Genomic DNA, 20,020 nt, shown 5'->3' on the forward strand with positions numbered 1-20,020 from the left:
GATGAGTACACATCAATTTCAACCTGATCTTCCGCCTCCAGCGAATACCGTTGGGCCAGTCGGTTGGTTAAGAAAAAATCTATTTAATGGACCTGTTAACAGCGTCGTCACTGTGGTTCTTGCTTACTTTGCTTTTACCCTTCTATGGGCAGTAGCGGATTGGGCATTCATCAGTGCCGACTGGATAGGAACCACACGCGATGCCTGCACTAGCGAAGGCGCTTGTTGGGTTTTTATCAGCGTTCGTTGGGACCAATTCATGTATGGCTTCTACCCAGAAGCTGAACTGTGGCGACCTCGCCTCTTCTACGCAACGTTGGCCATTCTTGTAGCTTTACTGGCTTATGAAAAAACACCTAAACGCACGTGGATTTGGTTGTTCTTCGTCAACATCTACCCATTTATCATTGCCGGCTTGCTATACGGTGGCGTCTTTGGGTTAGAAGTTGTTGATACCCATAAATGGGGCGGCCTACTGGTTACACTGGTTATCGCACTTGTTGGTATTGTAGTGTCACTTCCTATTGGTGTTGCACTTGCTCTTGGGCGTCGCTCAGAGATGCCGATCATTCGCAGTATGTGTACCGTATACATCGAAATTTGGCGTGGCGTACCGCTCATTACAGTTCTATTCATGGCTTCAGTAATGCTGCCACTCTTTTTATCAGAAGGGACAGAAACCGATAAGCTGATTCGAGCACTTGTTGGGGTAGTACTATTCAGTGCAGCCTACATGGCCGAAGTAATTCGTGGTGGTTTACAAGCAATACCAAAAGGCCAATATGAAGCGGCTGATGCTCTGGGGTTAAGCTACTGGAAAAAGACTGGGCTTATCATTCTACCTCAAGCTCTTAAAATCACGATCCCTTCAATTGTGAACACCTTCATTGGTTTGTTTAAAGATACCAGTCTTGTTTTGATTATTGGTATGTTTGATGTACTAGGGATTGGCCAAGCCGCGAATACCGACCCTGAATGGCTTGGGTATTCAACAGAAAGTTATGTATTTGTCGCGTTAGTGTTCTGGGTGTTTTGTTTTGGCATGTCGAGATATTCGATATGGCTAGAAAACAGACTTCACACCGGTCACAAACGATAATTAACAAGATCAAGGACGTATTATGACGCAGCAGACAGAAAACAACTCTCAAGGTCTTATGATCGAGTTGAAAGACATGAACAAGTGGTACGGTGAATTCCACGTACTTAAGAACATCAATCTAGAAGTTAAAAAAGGCGAGAAAATCGTTATCTGTGGCCCTTCAGGCTCTGGTAAATCAACGATGATCCGCTGCATCAACCGATTAGAAGAGCACCAAAAAGGTCATATCTTCGTTTCAGGTAATGAATTAACGGAAGACCTAAAGAACATCGAAGCCGTGCGTAGAGATGTCGGCATGTGTTTCCAACACTTCAATCTGTTTCCACATCTGACGGTATTAGAGAACTGTACTCTGGCTCCTATCTGGGTCAAAAAGATGCCAAAAGAAGAAGCCGAAGCGATTGCAATGAAGTACCTAGAGCGCGTAAAAATCCCTGAGCAAGCGGACAAGTTCCCAGGTCAGCTTTCAGGTGGTCAACAGCAGCGTGTAGCTATCGCTCGCTCTTTGTGTATGAACCCTCAAGTGATGCTGTTTGATGAGCCAACGTCGGCGCTCGATCCAGAAATGGTTCGTGAGGTGTTAGACGTAATGGTTGAGCTTGCAGAAGAAGGCATGACGATGCTTTGTGTAACGCACGAGATGGGCTTTGCTAAAGAGGTCGCGGATCGCGTTATCTTCATGGATGCCGGTGAAATCATAGAAGAGAACAACCCTGTCGATTTCTTTGAAAACCCACAATCAGACAGAACGCAGAACTTCTTAAGCCAAATCTTACACCACTAATGTGTTATGATGCATAAACTACAGAGGCGGCTTAGGTCGCCTCTTTGTTTTCAGTGTTATAATTAGTTTTTCAAGTTAGAAACAGCGACTCAGTGCAATAAAAATTGAACATCGAACCTTAACTGCACCATAAGAAATACTTTGTTACACCTTCAGAAACACTTAACCGACTATTTTGATTATTATTTTACGTATACAAGAGGAATGAGAGACTTGATTTTTCGAACTTTCACCCCCATAAATGTACTAATAACTATTGAAGTCACCTTACGAGGAAGATTATGAACAGCCCTATGTTTTCACGCACAGCATCTCAAGAAAGTGCTCTGCAAACCAATAAAGTGTTGCGTAACACCTACGCTTTACTGTCTATGACACTACTTTGGTCTGCTGTTGTAGCAGGCGTATCCATGGCGATGAACCTTCCTCGCCCGGGTCTTATTATCATGCTGGTTGGCTTCTACGGCCTACTTTTCCTAACAGAAAAGAACCGTGACAACAGCATGGGTCTAGTCTTCACATTCCTATTTACAGGTTTCTTAGGCTACACCATCGGTCCAATCTTAAACATGTACGTTGGCGCAGGTATGGGTGATGTCATCCTAACTGCACTTGGCGGTACAGCACTGGCATTTATGGGCGCATCAGCTTACGCACTAACAACTAAGCGTGACCTGTCGTTCCTTAATGGCATGCTATTAGCTGGTTTCGTAGTACTACTTGTAGGTATGGTTGCAAACATCTTCCTACAAATGCCTCTACTATCATTGGCAATGAGCGGTATGTTCATCCTGTTCTCGACTGGTGTTATCTTGCTTACAACGCAAAACATCATTCGTGGCGGTGAAACAAACTACATCTCTGCGACGATCAGCTTGTACGTATCGATCTACAACATCTTCATCAGCCTACTAAGCATCCTAGGCATCATGGGCAGCGACGACTAATCGTTCCCATCATTGAAGAATATCTAGCCCAAGAGCCTATCTCTTGGGCTTTTTTGTATCTATAAGCGCGATATTTCATTAGATAGCTACAATTTCTGTTGAGAAAGATAAACTTGGTCATGTACCCTATCCACATAGTTAATTGGATTCTGGATTAAACATGTTTGAATATAACGGCAAGCAAATCGAAACCGACGCTCAAGGCTACCTATTGGATTACACACAATGGGAAGAAGGTATGATTGAAATTCTTGCTCAAGACGAGGCGATTGAACTTACAGATGCACACTTAGAGGTCGTACATTTTGTAAGGAGCTTTTACGAAGAGTTCAACACCTCACCAGCGGTTCGCATGCTCGTCAAAGCAATGGAAAAAGCCCACGGCCCAGAAAAAGGCAACAGTAAGTACCTTTTCAAGTTATTCAAAAAAGGCCCTGCAAAACAAGCAACCAAGCTCGCCGGTTTACCTAAACCAGCAAAGTGCTTGTAAAACCTAACCCGCTTTAGGTCATTAAGTTACGTTCAATATAAATACTGTAGTGCTATAACTACAGTATTTTAAACGCCCCTATGCGTACGTCCTGGCGCTCACTCTCTTTCACTTGATGCATCACAACGTTGTCTACTGTTGCGCTCGAAGGGCCGATATTGAGCCAAGCATGTAACTTCTCAATTTGCTGACTCTCTCCGACTGCTAACACTTCAACTCGACCATCATTTAAGTTCTTCGCATAACCCGAGAGACCCATAGCTTGCGCCTGCCTACTGGTGTGGTAACGAAACCCAACACATTGAACTACGCCTGACACGACAAAAATATATTGTGAACTTTCCATAACGTTGCCTCATAAATTATATGAATGATATAGTCGAGCTTCTATTCATTCACCGCTTATTGGTGGACTTACTTCGAGTATAACGATTATGAAAGAAATCCCATTTCGTTGGATTGACAAATATCTCATTCACCTAAAAATCCAAGAAAAGTTCTATCTACTCTTCTTATTGCCTCTTCTCGCCCTGGTTATATTAACTCTCGTTTTAGATAGTGCCGCGGACTCTTTACTTGCTCATCTTTATCAAGAAGAAATACTCTTGATGAAAGGGCTTATCGAAGCAGGTCAACTCACTAAAGATCAAGTTGCTCAGCTTGTCAGCAGTTCTGAAACCATCTCTTTGGGCTACGGTGCTGGTTCTGTTTCAGTAATGAATGGTGCATTCAGCCTAGTTGCTAACCATGACCAAAACCTTTGGTCTGCTCTCTCGACGACTCAGGTTTCTATCATCGCTGTAACCCTAACGCTTATCGCACTAGGTGTTTACTACATCATGACCTTTATTGGCGGCGCGATGTTCTCTATGAACAAAGCTCTGAACACGCTTGCGAATGGCGACTTAACTTGCCGCATGAACTACTTCTTAGTTCGTGACGAGTTCAGTGAAATCGCGATTACAATCGATAAAGTTGCGGAGCGTGAACAAAACATGGTTCTATCAATCCAAGAGTCTGTCGCTCTCATGCAGCAGATCAGCTCGGACTTGAACCAGTCAACACAACAAAATTCAGACATCTCAGGTAACCAACAAGAACACCTGAATAGCTTAGCAAGTGCAACGGAACAAATGGCGGCTACCATTCGCGAAGTCGCTACCCTCGCTCATGAGTCTAGTTCACAAACGATGGACGCTCGCGGCGTTGCTCAGAGCGGTCAAGTCAAGGTTTCAAATACATTGGAGTCTATCTCTAGCCTATCTCAAGAGATCCAGTCCGCTTCACAAGCAGTAGAAGAACTGGATGCCAACGCGGCGCAGATCGATGAAGTAGTCACAACAATCAACGGTATTTCTGAACAGACGAACCTGTTAGCGTTGAACGCCGCTATCGAAGCTGCACGTGCTGGCGAGCAAGGTCGTGGATTTGCTGTTGTTGCCGATGAAGTTCGTGCCCTTGCCGGCCGCACTCAGCAAGCAACGGTTGAAATCCAAAGTATGATTGAGTCATTACAACGTAACAGCCAATCACTGACCAAGTTGATGGAAGTCACGGTGAACAATGCTAACGAAGGCCAAACACTGATGTCAGAAGTGAACGTCGAGATCGGTTCATTAGCGGAAAAGAACCAGTCTATTTCAGATAGCAGCACTCAAATTGCTACCGCGGCTGAAGAACAAGGCGTAGTCGCTGACAACATTGCACAAAGTGTTGAAGAGATTCGTCATCAGTCAGACAGCATCTGCGAGATGATCAGTAAGAGTAATTCCAATGTTGACCAACTTCGTAAACAAAGCGATACGATGGAAGGTTTGCTGACAGGTCTTAAAGCTTAATACTGCTCTCCAACCACAATGTGTTGATTAATCATTACTAGGGCTGGTTCTGCAGCCCTTTCTTATTTGCTTTTCACCTGTACTTCCCCGACAATACCCCTCCTTCAAATTCAACAAACAGAGTAAATTATGACTCCTTCAATTCATCTAGCTAAAGGCCGAGATAAATCACTACGCCGCAAACACCCTTGGGTATTTTCACGCGGTATCGATAAGGTCGAAGGCGAACCAAAACAAGGTGAAACTGTAGACGTATATGCTCAAAATGGTCAGTGGCTTGCAAAAGCGGCTTACTCACCAGAATCTCAAATTCGAGCTCGTGTTTGGACATTTGAAAAAGAAGAGATCAACAAGGCGTTCTTCGTAAAACGAATTCAAGACGCACAGTCTTTACGAGAAGACATCATTGAGCGTGATGGTCTAACGGGCTACCGTCTAACGGCCGCAGAGTCTGACGGCTTGCCAGGTATCACAATCGACAAATACCAAGACTTCCTTGTTTGCCAACTGCTAAGTGCTGGCGCTGAATTTAACAAAAGCGTATTGGTTGAAGCGTTAATTGAATGCTTCCCTGATTGCAACATCTACGAGCGTTCAGATGTGGCAGTTCGTAAGAAAGAAGGCTTAGAACAGGTTGTTGGCGTTCTTCATGGTGAAGAGCCACCTAAGTCAATTGTGATTGAAGAAAACGGCGTTAAGATCAGCGTGAACATTATGGAAGGCCACAAAACGGGCTTCTACATGGACCAACGTGATAGCCGCAAAGAATCTATGAAGTACGTTAAAGGCAAAGATGTCCTTAACTGCTTCTCATACACGGGTGGTTTTGGCCTTTACGCGCTTAAAGGCGACGCGAAGCGTGTTATCAACGCTGACGTATCTCAACTTGCTCTTGATACGGCTAAATTTAACGCTGAACTTAATGAGTTTGATATCTCGAAAAAGCGCGCTGTATTCCTAAACGCTGACGTTTTCAAACTGCTTCGTGAATACCGTGACCAAGGCACTAAGTTTGACGTAGTGATCATGGATCCACCAAAGTTTGTTTCAAGCAAGAACAACCTAACTTCAGGTGCTAACGGCTACAAAGACGTTAACATGCTTGCGATGCAAATCCTGAAACCAGGTGGCACCCTACTCACCTACTCTTGCTCTGGCTTAATGGGTACTGATTTGTTCCAAAAAATCATTGCTGATGCAGCATTAGATGCAGGCCGCACTGTTAAGTTCGTAGAACGCTTCGAGCAAGCAGCCGACCACCTAACAGACACAGCCTACCCAGAAGGTTTCTACCTGAAAGGTTTTGCTTGTAAGGTTCTTTAATCTTAGTGCTTTAGAATCTAGCTTTTATAGCAAACAAGATGTATTAAAAAAGGGCCTTTCGGCCCTTTTTGTTATTCATGAATTAAGAGTTTGGTAGGTTAGTCATTAGTGAATTTACTAAATTCGTCAATTCATCACCGGAATAAACACCAGAAGAATCGACGTCAAAACCACTAAGATTACTTGCTTGGCCCTGCAACACTATAGTTTGAGAACCTTGATCATTAGTAATGGTTAACTCTAGGTCTTGGTTGTTATCGCTAATCTTAGCTGACAAATGTTCAAGAACATCATCCATTGTATTTTCATCATGAAGGAGTTCAGATAAATCAATAAGGTCACTGCCCACTTCAAAGTCAGTAATAACGTCTCGATAATCGTCAAGCGGTTCATCTACCCACTTGAATATATCATCACCTTCTCCCCCGACTAAGATATCATTTCCTAAGCCACCAATTAAGGTGTCATCACCACCTTGACCATAGAGAATATCGTCGCCTTCACCGCCTTCAATCGTATCGTCACCACCACGCGTGTCTCCGTCAACATTAAAAATCTCATGATTATCACGGATATATTCATATACTTCTAATTCAGAAGGCTCGATACCATTTGACATTTCTGTTAAAAATGAAGTCAATGCGTCTATACCAGAACCATCAGGTAACGAATCAGGGCGTATCAAACCGTTCTCTGACCAAGGTAGATTATCAGTATTAATCGCATCGCCAAATAGAATATCATTACCTTCATTACCAGTAACTTCATCATTACCCATATTCGCAATATCGTATATGATAGAGCCACCTTGCAATGCTGCTTCCAGTTGCTCTGCACTTGTCACGTTTTGCACAACTCCAGCAACCGCTAAAGTAGGTGTAAGTAAATTGATCTGATCAATTTTGACTCTGCCTGTAGAATTTCTATTTGCATCGAATCCAATTTTTATAGTATAAGTTCCCGCATCTAATACTTCGCTGGTTATACTTCTTTGCGCCGCATTGTTTTGATCATAATAACCATTGTTAGACGCATCGTATTCACTGCCAAAATCGACCAGCTGACCATTTTGATCGTATATTCCCCAACTAATCTCACCATCATCAAATGCTAAATCAAAATCGACCTGTGCACTGTTTTCGACCGTGAAACTATTACTCGTCCACTCAGCCTCTACAGTATCCCAGCCATTGTCTTGGTCTTTAACCTGCAATTGATTACTTTCAATAGATACACCAAAGCGGTGACTGTTATCGCTGCCTGAATCGGTACCACTTAAGCTACCATTAAAGTCAAACAACACTTCCTTGTCATACAATCCAGGAACAGGTGTCAACTCGCCTGCGGTAGTATTGTCAAAGAATTGAAGTATATCAGCACTGATATCATCACCTATACCAATAGCTTGTACTTGAGCCTTCTCCGATAAAGATTCAAATGTATCTAAAGCACGTTTTAATGCAACGTCATTCTCTTCACTATTATTACTGACATAAGGTTTACCATCGGTTAAGAAAAATGCTAAATTCTCACTACCATCACTGGTCTTACCATTAAACCAAGAATCTGCTACATTCAGTCCCTTTTCATAATCAGTAACACCGCCAAGCGCATTTACTAATTCTGTATCAATCTTATTTAACAAATCTTCGTATTGCTCTGCGTTTTCCGTAATATTTTGCGCTTCAAAGTTAAAGTCAACATTGGTGTCGAAGGCAATAAGCTTGACATTTATAGTCCCATCATGATTTGCAAATGATTCAACCAATTTTTTCAGTGCGGCTTCTACCATTTCGATTCGCGTAGTGCCATCAGCAGTTTGTGCGGCCATACTACCCGAAGTATCCACAATTAGTGCTATGTTGTAATCCAACCCTGGTACTACAGTTTTAATAGTGCCTCCGCTATCACCTAACACTACATCGTCACCTGAACCACCGCTAACAATATTATCGCCATTAGGGTCAGTATCTGGTGTCGCAATGGAACCTGTTTCATCTTGAGCGTACTTAGGTAGGTCAACGGGTTCACCTTGCTCGTCAACTTCTTGAGCACCAGCTGTGACGGTTAACACTGGATTCGATCCAACAGGCGCTTCGACAACAACAGAAATATTACCGGAAGCATCTAATTCATCTGAAGGTACCGACCATGAACCGTCTTGGTTTTGTGAACCTACATTCAGAGTTGCACCATCTGGCACACCATTGATGACAATATCAGTAATGATTTCGCTGCCGTCGCTATCCTTCAAGCTGACATCAATATTTAAATTAAAGAAATCAGTGACCTTAGTAACTACATCATCATTCACAGAATAGGTTCCATCTTGTAAAACAAGCGTTTCTATATCGTAGAAATCATGGTATGTCACTGCATTATCATTTTCAGTATCGATATATTTATATGAGAAATCAGCCTGAGGCGCCAAGTCGTTATCGCCACCGGGTATAAACTCTAATTGACTCAAAGATGCTGGTATATAGGCCATATCGCTACCTGAACCACCATAATAAGCAGTCGTGGCCGTTGCAGACTGTGACACTAATACATCACTACCTGCACCTGCATTTAGTGAAACGTTAGTTAAATCGTCAGAGTTACCACCAATTAGGATATCGTTTCCTTGGCCGCCAGAAGCTTGAAAATCGTTAGAGACACCACCATCGACGATAATGTCATTACCACCATATCCCTCTACCCAAGCTCCGTTAGTAGAAACTAGTAAGTTATCGCTTGAATTACCACTACCCTCGATTACTGTGCCTGTTTCAAATTGAGCTGCCGCATCGTTAATGATCATTTCCGCTGGGTTGATATTAGTTCCAAATGACAACTCTGCATCTACAGACAATCCACTAGATTTAGGCTCGACATGAACCGTAACCGTAGCAGTATCGGTTAGCCCTACACTGTCAACTAGTGTGTAAGTAAAGGTTGCATCACCACTAAATCCATCATCAGGTATGAATTGAATATCACCATTTTCATTAAGGGCCACTGTACCGCCGCTAACAGACGTTACTGACTGGATTGTGAGGCTATCGCCATCTGGGTCACTGTCATTCGCTAACAAGCTAGCCGCACTAATTGTGGTTAATAGCCCTTCAACAGTGCAAAGTTCATCGTTTAATGTAGGAGCATCTAACAAAGGAGAGAAGTCACCAATTAGATCTCCATCGCTATCATACTGACCGATATCAACATCAAGAACAGCGTCTCCACCTTGATCCCAGTAAACAATTTCAATTGTATGGTAACCGGCATCAGTGATTTCAAAGACATTATGAATTCGCTCTGTTGGTGATTGGTTACTGTCTACTTCAGCAACGACAACGCCATCAATTTTGATTGAATAACCGTCGTCAGCATTCACCTTAAGCGCAAATTCCCCTTCATCTAAATAAATGGCCCCAGTTAAATTGAACACTCCATCGGTCGTACCGTTAGGAACATTACCAGAAATACTATCCGCGTCGTCACCTAAGAAGTCACTCAATTGAGCGTCATCATCAACTCCACTCTTCACGCTCAGAGAGTAATCGAGATCAGTTGCAGAAAAGGTTACATCCGGGTCACTCGCGTTAATCACTGAGAAGGCCGTCGCTACACTGCTCACTTGACTATTGTGTCCGTAATAAGCACCTGATAAACCGTGAGTATGGTTATATCTATCATCGACTGCAATTGGAGAAACATCGTAGTCGCCGTCGGTCGCGCCCGCCGTCGCTTCGTTACCCGCGTAGTCTGAGGTCGTCACGCTCGCTTCTACGCGCGTATCTTCATCATCAACCAGGTCGCTGCCGTCAACTTCGATGCTGTACACTAAGTCGCCTTCGTCGTTTGCGAACACATCGCCTCTGTAGGTTTCGCCATTCACCGTTAAGGTCACGGTTTCGCCCGCTTTCACGTCGCCGCCAACGGTACCCGTAATGACCACTTTACCATCTGCTTCGTCCGCGTTCACGGTGTTGTCCGCTGTGATTGGGTCGATCGTAATGCTCGCCGCCGCTTCGGTATCGATGATGACTTCAAGTTCTGTCGACGTCGCGCTATTGCCCGCATCGTCCGTCACTTTTACGCTCAAGTCGTAAGTGCCATCCGCCAGGTCGGCGCTCGGCGTGAAGCTCCAAGTGCCGTCTTGCTCTTCGGTCAGCGTGCCTTCTAGGGCAACGCCGTCTTTGAGCACCACGATGCCCGCTGCCACTACATCGTCATCGATGTTGCCCAGCGAGAACGTCGGCGTCTTGTCATTGGTTAGGTTGTCTGTGTCGCTGTCGCCGCTGTCGCTCGACGCAAGTAAATCGATAGTAGGGGTACTCAGATCGATATCTAGGATTGTGGTGTCGGTGACATCGCCTGTGTTGCCCGCTTTGTCGGTCACGTTCATGGTCACCGTCAAGGTGCCATCCGCAAGCTCTGACAAGTCTTGACCTGTCACGCTCACAACGCCTGTCTCTGCGTTCACCGTGATGCCCGACGTCACTTCGTGCTCTGTACCGTCTTTGTCGGTAATGGTGATGCTGTTGACCGTGCTGCCCACTTCAACCTGACCACTTAAGGTCACGCTGTCCGCTTCGTCTTCGTTCACCAAGTCATCGTCGAACACGATGCTGTTCAAGCCATCATTTTGCTCTGGGTCCGTCGTATCTAGGATTGTGGTGTCGGTGACATCGCCTGTGTTGCCCGCTTTGTCGGTCACGTTCATGGTCACCGTCAAGGTGCCATCCGCAAGCTCTGACAAGTCTTGACCTGTCACGCTCACAACGCCTGTCTCTGCGTTCACCGTGATGCCCGACGTCACTTCGTGCTCTGTACCGTCTTTGTCGGTAATGGTGATGCTGTTGACCGTGCTGCCCACTTCAACCTGACCACTTAAGGTCACGCTGTCCGCTTCGTCTTCGTTCACCAAGTCATCGTCGAACACGATGCTGTTCTGCCATCATTTTGCTCTGGGTCCGTCGTATCTAGGATTGTGGTGTCGGTGACATCGCCTGTGTTGCCCGCTTTGTCGGTCACGTTCATGGTCACCGTCAAGGTGCCATCCGCAAGCTCTGACAAGTCTTGACCTGTCACGCTCACAACGCCTGTCTCTGCGTTCACCGTGATGCCCGACGTCACTTCGTGCTCTGTACCGTCTTTGTCGGTAATGGTGATGCTGTTGACCGTGCTGCCCACTTCAACCTGACCACTTAAGGTCACGCTGTCCGCTTCGTCTTCGTTCACCAAGTCATCGTCGAACACGATGCTGTTCAAACCATCATTTTGCTCTGGGTCCGTCGTATCTAGGATTGTGGTGTCGGTGACATCGCCTGTGTTGCCCGCTTTGTCGGTCACGTTCATGGTCACCGTCAAGGTGCCATCCGCAAGCTCTGACAAGTCTTGACCTGTCACGCTCACAACGCCTGTCTCTGCGTTCACCGTGATGCCCGACGTCACTTCGTGCTCTGTACCGTCTTTGTCGGTAATGGTGATGCTGTTGACCGTGCTGCCCACTTCAACCTGACCACTTAAGGTCACGCTGTCCGCTTCGTCTTCGTTCACCAAGTCATCGTCGAACACGATGCTGTTCGCCATCATTTTGCTCTGGGTCCGTCGTATCTAGGATTGTGGTGTCGGTGACATCGCCTGTGTTGCCCGCTTTGTCGGTCACGTTCATGGTCACCGTCAAGGTGCCATCCGCAAGCTCTGACAAGTCTTGACCTGTCACGCTCACAACGCCTGTCTCTGCGTTCACCGTGATGCCCGACGTCACTTCGTGCTCTGTACCGTCTTTGTCGGTAATGGTGATGCTGTTGACCGTGCTGCCCACTTCAACCTGACCACTTAAGGTCACGCTGTCCGCTTCGTCTTCGTTCACCAAGTCATCGTCGAACACGATGCTGTTCGCCATCATTTTGCTCTGGGTCCGTCGTATCTAGGATTGTGGTGTCGGTGACATCGCCTGTGTTGCCCGCTTTGTCGGTCACGTTCATGGTCACCGTCAAGGTGCCATCCGCAAGCTCTGACAAGTCTTGACCTGTCACGCTCACAACGCCTGTCTCTGCGTTCACCGTGATGCCCGACGTCACTTCGTGCTCTGTACCGTCTTTGTCGGTAATGGTGATGCTGTTGACCGTGCTGCCCACTTCAACCTGACCACTTAAGGTCACGCTGTCCGCTTCGTCTTCGTTCACCAAGTCATCGTCGAACACGATGCTGTTCAAGCCATCATTTTGCTCTGGGTCCGTCGTATCTAGGATTGTGGTGTCGGTGACATCGCCTGTGTTGCCCGCTTTGTCGGTCACGTTCATGGTCACCGTCAAGGTGCCATCCGCAAGCTCTGACAAGTCTTGACCTGTCACGCTCACAACGCCTGTCTCTGCGTTCACCGTGATGCCCGACGTCACTTCGTGCTCTGTACCGTCTTTGTCGGTAATGGTGATGCTGTTGACCGTGCTGCCCACTTCAACCTGACCACTTAAGGTCACGCTGTCCGCTTCGTCTTCGTTCACCAAGTCATCGTCGAACACGATGCTGTTCGCCATCATTTTGCTCTGGGTCCGTCGTATCTAGGATTGTGGTGTCGGTGACATCGCCTGTGTTGCCCGCTTTGTCGGTCACGTTCATGGTCACCGTCAAGGTGCCATCCGCAAGCTCTGACAAGTCTTGACCTGTCACGCTCACAACGCCTGTCTCTGCGTTCACCGTGATGCCCGACGTCACTTCGTGCTCTGTACCGTCTTTGTCGGTAATGGTGATGCTGTTGACCGTGCTGCCCACTTCAACCTGACCACTTAAGGTCACGCTGTCCGCTTCGTCTTCGTTCACCAAGTCATCGTCGAACACGATGCTGTTCCGCCATCATTTTGCTCTGGGTCCGTCGTATCTAGGATTGTGGTGTCGGTGACATCGCCTGTGTTGCCCGCTTTGTCGGTCACGTTCATGGTCACCGTCAAGGTGCCATCCGCAAGCTCTGACAAGTCTTGACCTGTCACGCTCACAACGCCTGTCTCTGCGTTCACCGTGATGCCCGACGTCACTTCGTGCTCTGTACCGTCTTTGTCGGTAATGGTGATGCTGTTGACCGTGCTGCCCACTTCAACCTGACCACTTAAGGTCACGCTGTCCGCTTCGTCTTCGTTCACCAAGTCATCGTCGAACACGATGCTGTTCGCCATCATTTTGCTCTGGGTCCGTCGTATCTAGGATTGTGGTGTCGGTGACATCGCCTGTGTTGCCCGCTTTGTCGGTCACGTTCATGGTCACCGTCAAGGTGCCATCCGCAAGCTCTGACAAGTCTTGACCTGTCACGCTCACAACGCCTGTCTCTGCGTTCACCGTGATGCCCGACGTCACTTCGTGCTCTGTACCGTCTTTGTCGGTAATGGTGATGCTGTTGACCGTGCTGCCCACTTCAACCTGACCACTTAAGGTCACGCTGTCCGCTTCGTCTTCGTTCACCAAGTCATCGTCGAACACGATGCTGTTCGCCATCATTTTGCTCTGGGTCCGTCGTATCTAGGATTGTGGTGTCGGTGACATCGCCTGTGTTGCCCGCTTTGTCGGTCACGTTCATGGTCACCGTCAAGGTGCCATCCGCAAGCTCTGACAAGTCTTGACCTGTCACGCTCACAACGCCTGTCTCTGCGTTCACCGTGATGCCCGACGTCACTTCGTGCTCTGTACCGTCTTTGTCGGTAATGGTGATGCTGTTGACCGTGCTGCCCACTTCAACCTGACCACTTAAGGTCACGCTGTCCGCTTCGTCTTCGTTCACCAAGTCATCGTCGAACACGATGCTGTTCGCCATCATTTTGCTCTGGGTCCGTCGTATCTAGGATTGTGGTGTCGGTGACATCGCCTGTGTTGCCCGCTTTGTCGGTCACGTTCATGGTCACCGTCAAGGTGCCATCCGCAAGCTCTGACAAGTCTTGACCTGTCACGCTCACAACGCCTGTCTCTGCGTTCACCGTGATGCCCGACGTCACTTCGTGCTCTGTACCGTCTTTGTCGGTAATGGTGATGCTGTTGACCGTGCTGCCCACTTCAACCTGACCACTTAAGGTCACGCTGTCCGCTTCGTCTTCGTTCACCAAGTCATCGTCGAACACGATGCTGTTCAAGCCATCATTTTGCTCTGGGTCCGTCGTATCTAGGATTGTGGTGTCGGTGACATCGCCTGTGTTGCCCGCTTTGTCGGTCACGTTCATGGTCACCGTCAAGGTGCCATCCGCAAGCTCTGACAAGTCTTGACCTGTCACGCTCACAACGCCTGTCTCTGCGTTCACCGTGATGCCCGACGTCACTTCGTGCTCTGTACCGTCTTTGTCGGTAATGGTGATGCTGTTGACCGTGCTGCCCACTTCAACCTGACCACTTAAGGTCACGCTGTCCGCTTCGTCTTCGTTCACCAAGTCATCGTCGAACACGATGCTGTTCGCCATCATTTTGCTCTGGGTCCGTCGTATCTAGGATTGTGGTGTCGGTGACATCGCCTGTGTTGCCCGCTTTGTCGGTCACGTTCATGGTCACCGTCAAGGTGCCATCCGCAAGCTCTGACAAGTCTTGACCTGTCACGCTCACAACGCCTGTCTCTGCGTTCACCGTGATGCCCGACGTCACTTCGTGCTCTGTACCGTCTTTGTCGGTAATGGTGATGCTGTTGACCGTGCTGCCCACTTCAACCTGACCACTTAAGGTCACGCTGTCCGCTTCGTCTTCGTTCACCAAGTCATCGTCGAACACGATGCTGTTCGCCATCATTTTGCTCTGGGTCCGTCGTATCTAGGATTGTGGTGTCGGTGACATCGCCTGTGTTGCCCGCTTTGTCGGTCACGTTCATGGTCACCGTCAAGGTGCCATCCGCAAGCTCTGACAAGTCTTGACCTGTCACGCTCACAACGCCTGTCTCTGCGTTCACCGTGATGCCCGACGTCACTTCGTGCTCTGTACCGTCTTTGTCGGTAATGGTGATGCTGTTGACCGTGCTGCCCACTTCAACCTGACCACTTAAGGTCACGCTGTCCGCTTCGTCTTCGTTCACCAAGTCATCGTCGAACACGATGCTGTTCGCTTCATCATTTTGCTCTGGGTCCGTCGTATCTAGGATTGTGGTGTCGGTGACATCGCCTGTGTTGCCCGCTTTGTCGGTCACGTTCATGGTCACCGTCAAGGTGCCATCCGCAAGCTCTGACAAGTCTTGACCTGTCACGCTCACAACGCCTGTCTCTGCGTTCACCGTGATGCCCGACGTCACTTCGTGCTCTGTACCGTCTTTGTCGGTAATGGTGATGCTGTTGACCGTGCTGCCCACTTCAACCTGACCACTTAAGGTCACGCTGTCCGCTTCGTCTTCGTTCACCAAGTCATCGTCGAACACGATGCTGTTCGCCATCATTTTGCTCTGGGTCCGTCGTATCTAGGATTGTGGTGTCGGTGACATCGCCTGTGTTGCCCGCTTTGTCGGTCACGTTCATGGTCACCGTCAAGGTGCCATCCGCAAGCTCTGACAAGTCTTGACCTGTCACGCTCACAACGCCTGTCTCTGCGTTCACCGTGATGCCCGACGTCACTTCGTGCTCTGTACCGTCTTTGTCGGTAATGGTGATGCTGTTGACCGTGCTGCCCACTTCAACCTGACCACTTAAGGTCACGCTGTCCGCTTCGTCTTCGTTCACCAAGTCATCGTCGAACACGATGCTGTTCAAGCCATCATTTTGCTCTGGGTCCGTCGTATCTAGGATTGTGGTGTCGGTGACATCGCCTGTGTTGCCCGCTTTGTCGGTCACGTTCATGGTCACCGTCAAGGTGCCATCCGCAAGCTCTGACAAGTCTTGACCTGTCACGCTCACAACGCCTGTCTCTGCGTTCACCGTGATGCCCGACGTCACTTCGTGCTCTGTACCGTCTTTGTCGGTAATGGTGATGCTGTTGACCGTGCTGCCCACTTCAACCTGACCACTTAAGGTCACGCTGTCCGCTTCTGTCTTCGTTCACCAAGTCATCGTCGAACACGATGCTGTTCGCTTCATCATTTTGCTCTGGGTCCGTCGTATCTAGGATTGTGGTGTCGGTGACATCGCCTGTGTTGCCCGCTTTGTCGGTCACGTTCATGGTCACCGTCAAGGTGCCATCCGCAAGCTCTGACAAGTCTTGACCTGTCACGCTCACAACGCCTGTCTCTGCGTTCACCGTGATGCCCGACGTCACTTCGTGCTCTGTACCGTCTTTGTCGGTAATGGTGATGCTGTTGACCGTGCTGCCCACTTCAACCTGACCACTTAAGGTCACGCTGTCCGCTTCGTCTTCGTTCACCAAGTCATCGTCGAACACGATGCTGTTCGCCATCATTTTGCTCTGGGTCCGTCGTATCTAGGATTGTGGTGTCGGTGACATCGCCTGTGTTGCCCGCTTTGTCGGTCACGTTCATGGTCACCGTCAAGGTGCCATCCGCAAGCTCTGACAAGTCTTGACCTGTCACGCTCACAACGCCTGTCTCTGCGTTCACCGTGATGCCCGACGTCACTTCGTGCTCTGTACCGTCTTTGTCGGTAATGGTGATGCTGTTGACCGTGCTGCCCACTTCAACCTGACCACTTAAGGTCACGCTGTCCGCTTGTCTTCGTTCACCAAGTCATCGTCGAACACGATGCTGTTCGCCATCATTTTGCTCTGGGTCCGTCGTATCTAGGATTGTGGTGTCGGTGACATCGCCTGTGTTGCCCGCTTTGTCGGTCACGTTCATGGTCACCGTCAAGGTGCCATCCGCAAGCTCTGATACAAGTCTTGACCTGTCACGCTCACAACGCCTGTCTCTGCGTTCACCGTGATGCCCGACGTCACTTCGTGCTCTGTACCGTCTTTGTCGGTAATGGTGATGCTGTTGACCGTGCTGCCCACTTCAACCTGACCACTTAAGGTCACGCTGTCCGCTTCTTTGTCTTCGTTCACCAAGTCATCGTCGAACACGATGCTGTTCAAGCCATCATTTTGCTCTGGGTCCGTCGTATCTAGGATTGTGGTGTCGGTGACATCGCCTGTGTTGCCCGCTTTGTCGGTCACGTTCATGGTCACCGTCAAGGTGCCATCCGCAAGCTCTGACAAGTCTTGACCTGTCACGCTCACAACGCCTGTCTCTGCGTTCACCGTGATGCCCGACGTCACTTCGTGCTCTGTACCGTCTTTGTCGGTAATGGTGATGCTGTTGACCGTGCTGCCCACTTCAACCTGACCACTTAAGGTCACGCTGTCCGCTTCTGTCTTCGTTCACCAAGTCATCGTCGAACACGATGCTGTTCGCCATCATTTTGCTCTGGGTCCGTCGTATCTAGGATTGTGGTGTCGGTGACATCGCCTGTGTTGCCCGCTTTGTCGGTCACGTTCATGGTCACCGTCAAGGTGCCATCCGCAAGCTCTGACAAGTCTTGACCTGTCACGCTCACAACGCCTGTCTCTGCGTTCACCGTGATGCCTGACGTCACTTCGTGCCTGTACCGTCTTTGTCGGTAATGGTGATGTTGACCGTGCTGCCCACTTCAACCTGACCACTTAAGGTCACGCTGTCCGCTTCTGTCTTCGTTCACTCGTCATCGTCGAACACGATGCTGTTCGCCATCATTTGCCTGGGTCCGTCGTATCTAGGATTGTGGTGTCGGTGATCGCCTGTGTTGCCCGCTTTGTCGGTCACGTTCATGGTCACCGTCAGGTGCCATCCGCAAGCTCTGACAAGTCTTGACCTGTCACGCCTCACAACGCCTGTCTCTGCGTTCACCGTGATGCCCGACGTCACTTCGTGCTCTGTACCCGTCTTTGTCGGTAATGGTGATGCTGCTGACCGTGCTGCCCACTTCAACCTGACCTACTTAAGGTCACGCTGTCCGCTTCGTCTTCGTTCACCAAGTCATCGTCGAACACGATGCTGTTCGCTTCATCATTTTGCTCTGGGTCCGTCGTATCTAGGGATTGTGGTGTCGGTGACATCGCCTGCTGCTCCGCTTTGTCGGTCACGTTCATGGTCACCGTCAAGGTGCCATCCGCAAGCTCTGACAAGTCTTGACCTGTCACGCTCTACAACGCCTGTCTCTGCGTTCACCGTGATGCCCGACGTCACTTCGTGCTCTGTACCGTCTTTGTCGGTAATGGTGATGCTGTTGACCGTGCTGCCCACTTCAACCTGACCACTTAAGGTCACGCTGTCCGCTTCGTCTTCGTTCACCAAGTCATCGTCGAACACGATGCTGTTGTTCACGTCATTGCCGCCTTCGCCTGGAGCCGTTAGGTCTAGAATGAACGTCAGCTCGCTGCTGCCTGATGTATTACCCGCTGCGTCGGTTTGACGAACGGTGATCGTGTTGTCACCTTCCGTTGGTACTGGTGCGGTTGTCGTCCAGTTTCCGTCAACGAGGTATTCGACTGTCGCACCCTCTTCTGTGCCGCCGACTGTGAAGCTGCCGTCGTTGGTTAAGAAGTCATCCGCCGCTGAGCCAGAGTCCGTATCAAGTGTCAGTGTTGGCGCATCTGGAGCTGTTGTGTCTAGAGTGAACGTCAGCTCGCTGCTGCCTGAGGTATTACCCGCTGCGTCGGTTTGACGAACGGTGATCGTGTTGTCACCTTCCGTTGGTACTGGTGCGGTTGTCGTCCAGTTTCCGTCAACGAGGTATTCGACTGTCGCACCCTCTTCTGTGCCGCCGACTGTGAAGCTGCCGTCGTTGGTTAAGAAGTCATCCGCCGCTGAGCCAGAGTCCGTATCAAGTGTCAGTGTTGGCGCATCTGGAGCTGTTGTGTCTAGAGTGAACGTCAGCTCGCTGCTGCCTGATGTATTACCCGCTGCGTCGGTTTGACGAACGGTGATCGTGTTGTCACCTTCCGTTGGCACGGGTGCGGTTGTCGTCCAGTTTCCGTCAACGAGGTATTCGACTGTCGCACCCTCTTCTGTGCCGCCGACTGTGAAGCTGCCGTCGTTTGTTAAGAAGTCATCCGCCGCTGAGCCAGAGTCTGTATCCAGGGTCAGTGTTGGCACATCTGGAGCTGTTGTGTCACCGATGGTCTCGCTGTCTGTGCCTTGGCTACCAGATTGCTCAATCGAGCGGAAAGCGTCTAGCAGACTCAAGCTTTGAGTACGAGACATACCTAACGCTTCAAAACCTGTGGTTACGAATTCGGTAACTGGAATAGTTTCTTCGCCATCACGTTCAATCGTTCCGCTAGTTCCTAAACTCGAGCCATTTTGACCGGCAGCTGTCGCAAACTCTTCACCGAGTTCAGCAGGATCTTGACCTTCTTCTAATGCAGCAAAAATATCAGCGATATCTTGGTCAAGTTCGACCTCCCCAGCTTCGGGTGAAAAACGCTTCGCTGATACTTCCGGACTATTAGGGGTGTTTAGGGATTCAAGAATGACATCCCCCGCTTGCAATGGCTGACCGTCTTCTAGGACTTTAATTGTACCATCTACCGAAATAACAATGCGCTGGCCAAGTGCTAATGCACCACCCAAATTCAATGTTGTCATGTCCATATAAACCCCTAAAAAAGCATTTCTTATCATTAACGTCA

The 20,020-nt window shown here is 48.8% G+C and carries 26 protein-coding genes; 6 read left to right on the plus strand and 20 right to left on the minus strand.

Annotation, left to right across the window (positions count from 1 at the left end):
* Window position 1 precedes the first annotated feature (1 nt).
* The 4 genes from OCV19_RS08605 (at window position 2) to OCV19_RS08620 (ending at window position 3,323) form a co-directional block, all read left to right on the plus strand.
* Complete coding sequence (locus OCV19_RS08605) at window positions 2–1,099, plus strand: amino acid ABC transporter permease (RefSeq protein WP_065677516.1); 1,098 nt, start codon at window positions 2–4, stop codon at window positions 1,097–1,099.
* 22 nt (window positions 1,100–1,121) lie between these two features.
* Window positions 1,122–1,886 carry an amino acid ABC transporter ATP-binding protein gene (locus OCV19_RS08610; protein WP_017059704.1) on the plus strand — a complete coding sequence of 255 codons (765 nt, stop codon included), beginning with the start codon at window positions 1,122–1,124 and terminating at the stop codon, window positions 1,884–1,886.
* Between the two features lie 281 nt (window positions 1,887–2,167).
* Window positions 2,168–2,833, plus strand: coding sequence for a Bax inhibitor-1/YccA family protein (locus tag OCV19_RS08615; RefSeq protein WP_017057206.1), 666 nt, complete (start codon window positions 2,168–2,170; stop codon window positions 2,831–2,833).
* Between the two features lie 160 nt (window positions 2,834–2,993).
* Complete coding sequence (locus OCV19_RS08620; RefSeq protein WP_017057205.1) at window positions 2,994–3,323, plus strand: TusE/DsrC/DsvC family sulfur relay protein; 330 nt, start codon at window positions 2,994–2,996, stop codon at window positions 3,321–3,323.
* Between the two features lie 58 nt (window positions 3,324–3,381).
* Here OCV19_RS08620 and yccX read toward each other — a convergent pair whose 3' ends face one another.
* The gene (gene yccX, locus OCV19_RS08625; protein WP_065677517.1) at window positions 3,382–3,669 is read right to left on the minus strand and encodes an acylphosphatase; all 288 of its coding nucleotides are present in this window, start codon (window positions 3,667–3,669) and stop codon (window positions 3,382–3,384) included.
* Window positions 3,670–3,757: 88 nt separating this feature from the next.
* Here yccX and OCV19_RS08630 point away from each other — a divergent pair, with 88 nt between their 5' ends.
* The gene (locus OCV19_RS08630) at window positions 3,758–5,161 is read left to right on the plus strand and encodes a methyl-accepting chemotaxis protein (protein WP_065677518.1); all 1,404 of its coding nucleotides are present in this window, start codon (window positions 3,758–3,760) and stop codon (window positions 5,159–5,161) included.
* Window positions 5,162–5,290: 129 nt separating this feature from the next.
* Window positions 5,291–6,484 (plus strand): class I SAM-dependent methyltransferase, encoded by a 1,194-nt coding sequence (locus OCV19_RS08635; protein WP_017059708.1) that lies wholly within the window; start codon window positions 5,291–5,293, stop codon window positions 6,482–6,484.
* Window positions 6,485–6,566: 82 nt separating this feature from the next.
* On the opposite strand, the gene OCV19_RS08640 is transcribed toward OCV19_RS08635, so the two are convergent.
* The 19 genes from OCV19_RS08640 to OCV19_RS08730 form a co-directional block, all read right to left on the minus strand.
* Window positions 6,567–11,411 carry an Ig-like domain-containing protein gene (locus tag OCV19_RS08640; protein WP_261875645.1) on the minus strand — a complete coding sequence of 1,615 codons (4,845 nt, stop codon included), beginning with the start codon at window positions 11,409–11,411 and terminating at the stop codon, window positions 6,567–6,569.
* Window positions 11,390–12,064 carry an Ig-like domain repeat protein gene (locus OCV19_RS08645; RefSeq protein ID WP_261875646.1) on the minus strand — a complete coding sequence of 225 codons (675 nt, stop codon included), beginning with the start codon at window positions 12,062–12,064 and terminating at the stop codon, window positions 11,390–11,392. The genes OCV19_RS08640 and OCV19_RS08645 overlap by 22 nt, the downstream gene beginning before the upstream one ends.
* A complete protein-coding gene (locus OCV19_RS08650; protein WP_261875647.1) occupies window positions 12,033–12,380 on the minus strand; it encodes a hypothetical protein in 348 nt (115 codons plus the stop codon). The genes OCV19_RS08645 and OCV19_RS08650 overlap by 32 nt, the downstream gene beginning before the upstream one ends.
* A complete protein-coding gene (locus OCV19_RS08655; protein WP_261875648.1) occupies window positions 12,349–13,014 on the minus strand; it encodes an Ig-like domain repeat protein in 666 nt (221 codons plus the stop codon). The genes OCV19_RS08650 and OCV19_RS08655 overlap by 32 nt, the downstream gene beginning before the upstream one ends.
* Window positions 12,983–13,312, minus strand: coding sequence for a hypothetical protein (locus OCV19_RS08660; RefSeq protein ID WP_261875649.1), 330 nt, complete (start codon window positions 13,310–13,312; stop codon window positions 12,983–12,985). Before OCV19_RS08660 ends, OCV19_RS08655 begins: the two co-directional genes overlap by 32 nt.
* Window positions 13,291–13,647, minus strand: a complete 357-nt coding sequence (locus OCV19_RS08665) for a hypothetical protein (protein ID WP_261875650.1) — start codon at window positions 13,645–13,647, stop codon at window positions 13,291–13,293. The genes OCV19_RS08660 and OCV19_RS08665 overlap by 22 nt, the downstream gene beginning before the upstream one ends.
* The gene (locus tag OCV19_RS08670; RefSeq protein ID WP_261875647.1) at window positions 13,616–13,963 is read right to left on the minus strand and encodes a hypothetical protein; all 348 of its coding nucleotides are present in this window, start codon (window positions 13,961–13,963) and stop codon (window positions 13,616–13,618) included. Before OCV19_RS08670 ends, OCV19_RS08665 begins: the two co-directional genes overlap by 32 nt.
* The gene (locus OCV19_RS08675) at window positions 13,932–14,279 is read right to left on the minus strand and encodes a hypothetical protein (RefSeq protein ID WP_261875647.1); all 348 of its coding nucleotides are present in this window, start codon (window positions 14,277–14,279) and stop codon (window positions 13,932–13,934) included. The genes OCV19_RS08670 and OCV19_RS08675 overlap by 32 nt, the downstream gene beginning before the upstream one ends.
* The gene (locus tag OCV19_RS08680; RefSeq protein WP_261875648.1) at window positions 14,248–14,913 is read right to left on the minus strand and encodes an Ig-like domain repeat protein; all 666 of its coding nucleotides are present in this window, start codon (window positions 14,911–14,913) and stop codon (window positions 14,248–14,250) included. Before OCV19_RS08680 ends, OCV19_RS08675 begins: the two co-directional genes overlap by 32 nt.
* Window positions 14,882–15,229, minus strand: coding sequence for a hypothetical protein (locus tag OCV19_RS08685; RefSeq protein ID WP_261875647.1), 348 nt, complete (start codon window positions 15,227–15,229; stop codon window positions 14,882–14,884). The genes OCV19_RS08680 and OCV19_RS08685 overlap by 32 nt, the downstream gene beginning before the upstream one ends.
* The gene (locus OCV19_RS08690; protein WP_261875651.1) at window positions 15,198–15,863 is read right to left on the minus strand and encodes an Ig-like domain repeat protein; all 666 of its coding nucleotides are present in this window, start codon (window positions 15,861–15,863) and stop codon (window positions 15,198–15,200) included. The genes OCV19_RS08685 and OCV19_RS08690 overlap by 32 nt, the downstream gene beginning before the upstream one ends.
* Entirely contained in the window at window positions 15,832–16,437 is a 606-nt protein-coding gene (locus OCV19_RS08695; protein ID WP_261875652.1) for an Ig-like domain repeat protein, read from the minus strand. Before OCV19_RS08695 ends, OCV19_RS08690 begins: the two co-directional genes overlap by 32 nt.
* Window positions 16,415–16,816: a hypothetical protein gene (locus OCV19_RS08700; protein WP_261875653.1), complete on the minus strand. Its 402-nt coding sequence runs from the start codon at window positions 16,814–16,816 to the stop codon at window positions 16,415–16,417. Before OCV19_RS08700 ends, OCV19_RS08695 begins: the two co-directional genes overlap by 23 nt.
* Window positions 16,785–17,072: a hypothetical protein gene (locus OCV19_RS08705; RefSeq protein ID WP_261875654.1), complete on the minus strand. Its 288-nt coding sequence runs from the start codon at window positions 17,070–17,072 to the stop codon at window positions 16,785–16,787. Before OCV19_RS08705 ends, OCV19_RS08700 begins: the two co-directional genes overlap by 32 nt.
* A gap of 27 nt (window positions 17,073–17,099) precedes the next feature.
* A complete protein-coding gene (locus OCV19_RS08710; RefSeq protein ID WP_261875655.1) occupies window positions 17,100–17,222 on the minus strand; it encodes a hypothetical protein in 123 nt (40 codons plus the stop codon).
* Complete coding sequence (locus OCV19_RS08715; RefSeq protein WP_261875656.1) at window positions 17,219–17,710, minus strand: hypothetical protein; 492 nt, start codon at window positions 17,708–17,710, stop codon at window positions 17,219–17,221. The genes OCV19_RS08710 and OCV19_RS08715 overlap by 4 nt, the downstream gene beginning before the upstream one ends.
* A 29-nt stretch (window positions 17,711–17,739) precedes the next feature.
* On the minus strand, window positions 17,740–17,946 hold the full coding sequence (locus OCV19_RS08720) for a hypothetical protein (RefSeq protein ID WP_261875657.1): 207 nt from the start codon (window positions 17,944–17,946) through the stop codon (window positions 17,740–17,742).
* Between the two features lie 367 nt (window positions 17,947–18,313).
* Window positions 18,314–18,445, minus strand: a complete 132-nt coding sequence (locus tag OCV19_RS08725) for a hypothetical protein (RefSeq protein WP_261875658.1) — start codon at window positions 18,443–18,445, stop codon at window positions 18,314–18,316.
* Window positions 18,396–19,982, minus strand: a complete 1,587-nt coding sequence (locus tag OCV19_RS08730) for an Ig-like domain-containing protein (RefSeq protein WP_261875659.1) — start codon at window positions 19,980–19,982, stop codon at window positions 18,396–18,398. The genes OCV19_RS08725 and OCV19_RS08730 overlap by 50 nt, the downstream gene beginning before the upstream one ends.
* Window positions 19,983–20,020: the final 38 nt, after the last annotated feature.

The organism is Vibrio celticus (assembly GCF_024347335.1).
Classification (GTDB): Bacteria; Pseudomonadota; Gammaproteobacteria; order Enterobacterales; family Vibrionaceae; genus Vibrio; species Vibrio celticus.

Excerpts from the sequence above, each read along its gene's own strand:
- OCV19_RS08605 (WP_065677516.1), top strand. The coding sequence starts at position 2 with ATGAGTACACATCAATTTCAACCTGATCTTCCGCCTCCAGCGAATACC.
- OCV19_RS08610 (WP_017059704.1), top strand. The coding sequence starts at position 1,122 with ATGACGCAGCAGACAGAAAACAACTCTCAAGGTCTTATGATCGAGTTG.
- OCV19_RS08615 (WP_017057206.1), top strand. The coding sequence starts at position 2,168 with ATGAACAGCCCTATGTTTTCACGCACAGCATCTCAAGAAAGTGCTCTG.
- OCV19_RS08620 (WP_017057205.1), top strand. The coding sequence starts at position 2,994 with ATGTTTGAATATAACGGCAAGCAAATCGAAACCGACGCTCAAGGCTAC.
- yccX (WP_065677517.1), bottom strand. The coding sequence starts at position 3,669 with ATGGAAAGTTCACAATATATTTTTGTCGTGTCAGGCGTAGTTCAATGT.
- OCV19_RS08630 (WP_065677518.1), top strand. The coding sequence starts at position 3,758 with ATGAAAGAAATCCCATTTCGTTGGATTGACAAATATCTCATTCACCTA.
- OCV19_RS08635 (WP_017059708.1), top strand. The coding sequence starts at position 5,291 with ATGACTCCTTCAATTCATCTAGCTAAAGGCCGAGATAAATCACTACGC.
- OCV19_RS08645 (WP_261875646.1), bottom strand. The coding sequence starts at position 12,064 with ATGATGGCGAACAGCATCGTGTTCGACGATGACTTGGTGAACGAAGAC.
- OCV19_RS08650 (WP_261875647.1), bottom strand. The coding sequence starts at position 12,380 with ATGATGGCGAACAGCATCGTGTTCGACGATGACTTGGTGAACGAAGAC.
- OCV19_RS08655 (WP_261875648.1), bottom strand. The coding sequence starts at position 13,014 with ATGATGGCGAACAGCATCGTGTTCGACGATGACTTGGTGAACGAAGAC.
- OCV19_RS08665 (WP_261875650.1), bottom strand. The coding sequence starts at position 13,647 with ATGATGGCGAACAGCATCGTGTTCGACGATGACTTGGTGAACGAAGAC.
- OCV19_RS08670 (WP_261875647.1), bottom strand. The coding sequence starts at position 13,963 with ATGATGGCGAACAGCATCGTGTTCGACGATGACTTGGTGAACGAAGAC.
- OCV19_RS08675 (WP_261875647.1), bottom strand. The coding sequence starts at position 14,279 with ATGATGGCGAACAGCATCGTGTTCGACGATGACTTGGTGAACGAAGAC.
- OCV19_RS08680 (WP_261875648.1), bottom strand. The coding sequence starts at position 14,913 with ATGATGGCGAACAGCATCGTGTTCGACGATGACTTGGTGAACGAAGAC.
- OCV19_RS08685 (WP_261875647.1), bottom strand. The coding sequence starts at position 15,229 with ATGATGGCGAACAGCATCGTGTTCGACGATGACTTGGTGAACGAAGAC.
- OCV19_RS08690 (WP_261875651.1), bottom strand. The coding sequence starts at position 15,863 with ATGATGGCGAACAGCATCGTGTTCGACGATGACTTGGTGAACGAAGAC.
- OCV19_RS08700 (WP_261875653.1), bottom strand. The coding sequence starts at position 16,816 with ATGATGGCGAACAGCATCGTGTTCGACGATGACTTGGTGAACGAAGAC.
- OCV19_RS08725 (WP_261875658.1), bottom strand. The coding sequence starts at position 18,445 with ATGTCACCGACACCACAATCCCTAGATACGACGGACCCAGAGCAAAAT.
- OCV19_RS08730 (WP_261875659.1), bottom strand. The coding sequence starts at position 19,982 with ATGGACATGACAACATTGAATTTGGGTGGTGCATTAGCACTTGGCCAG.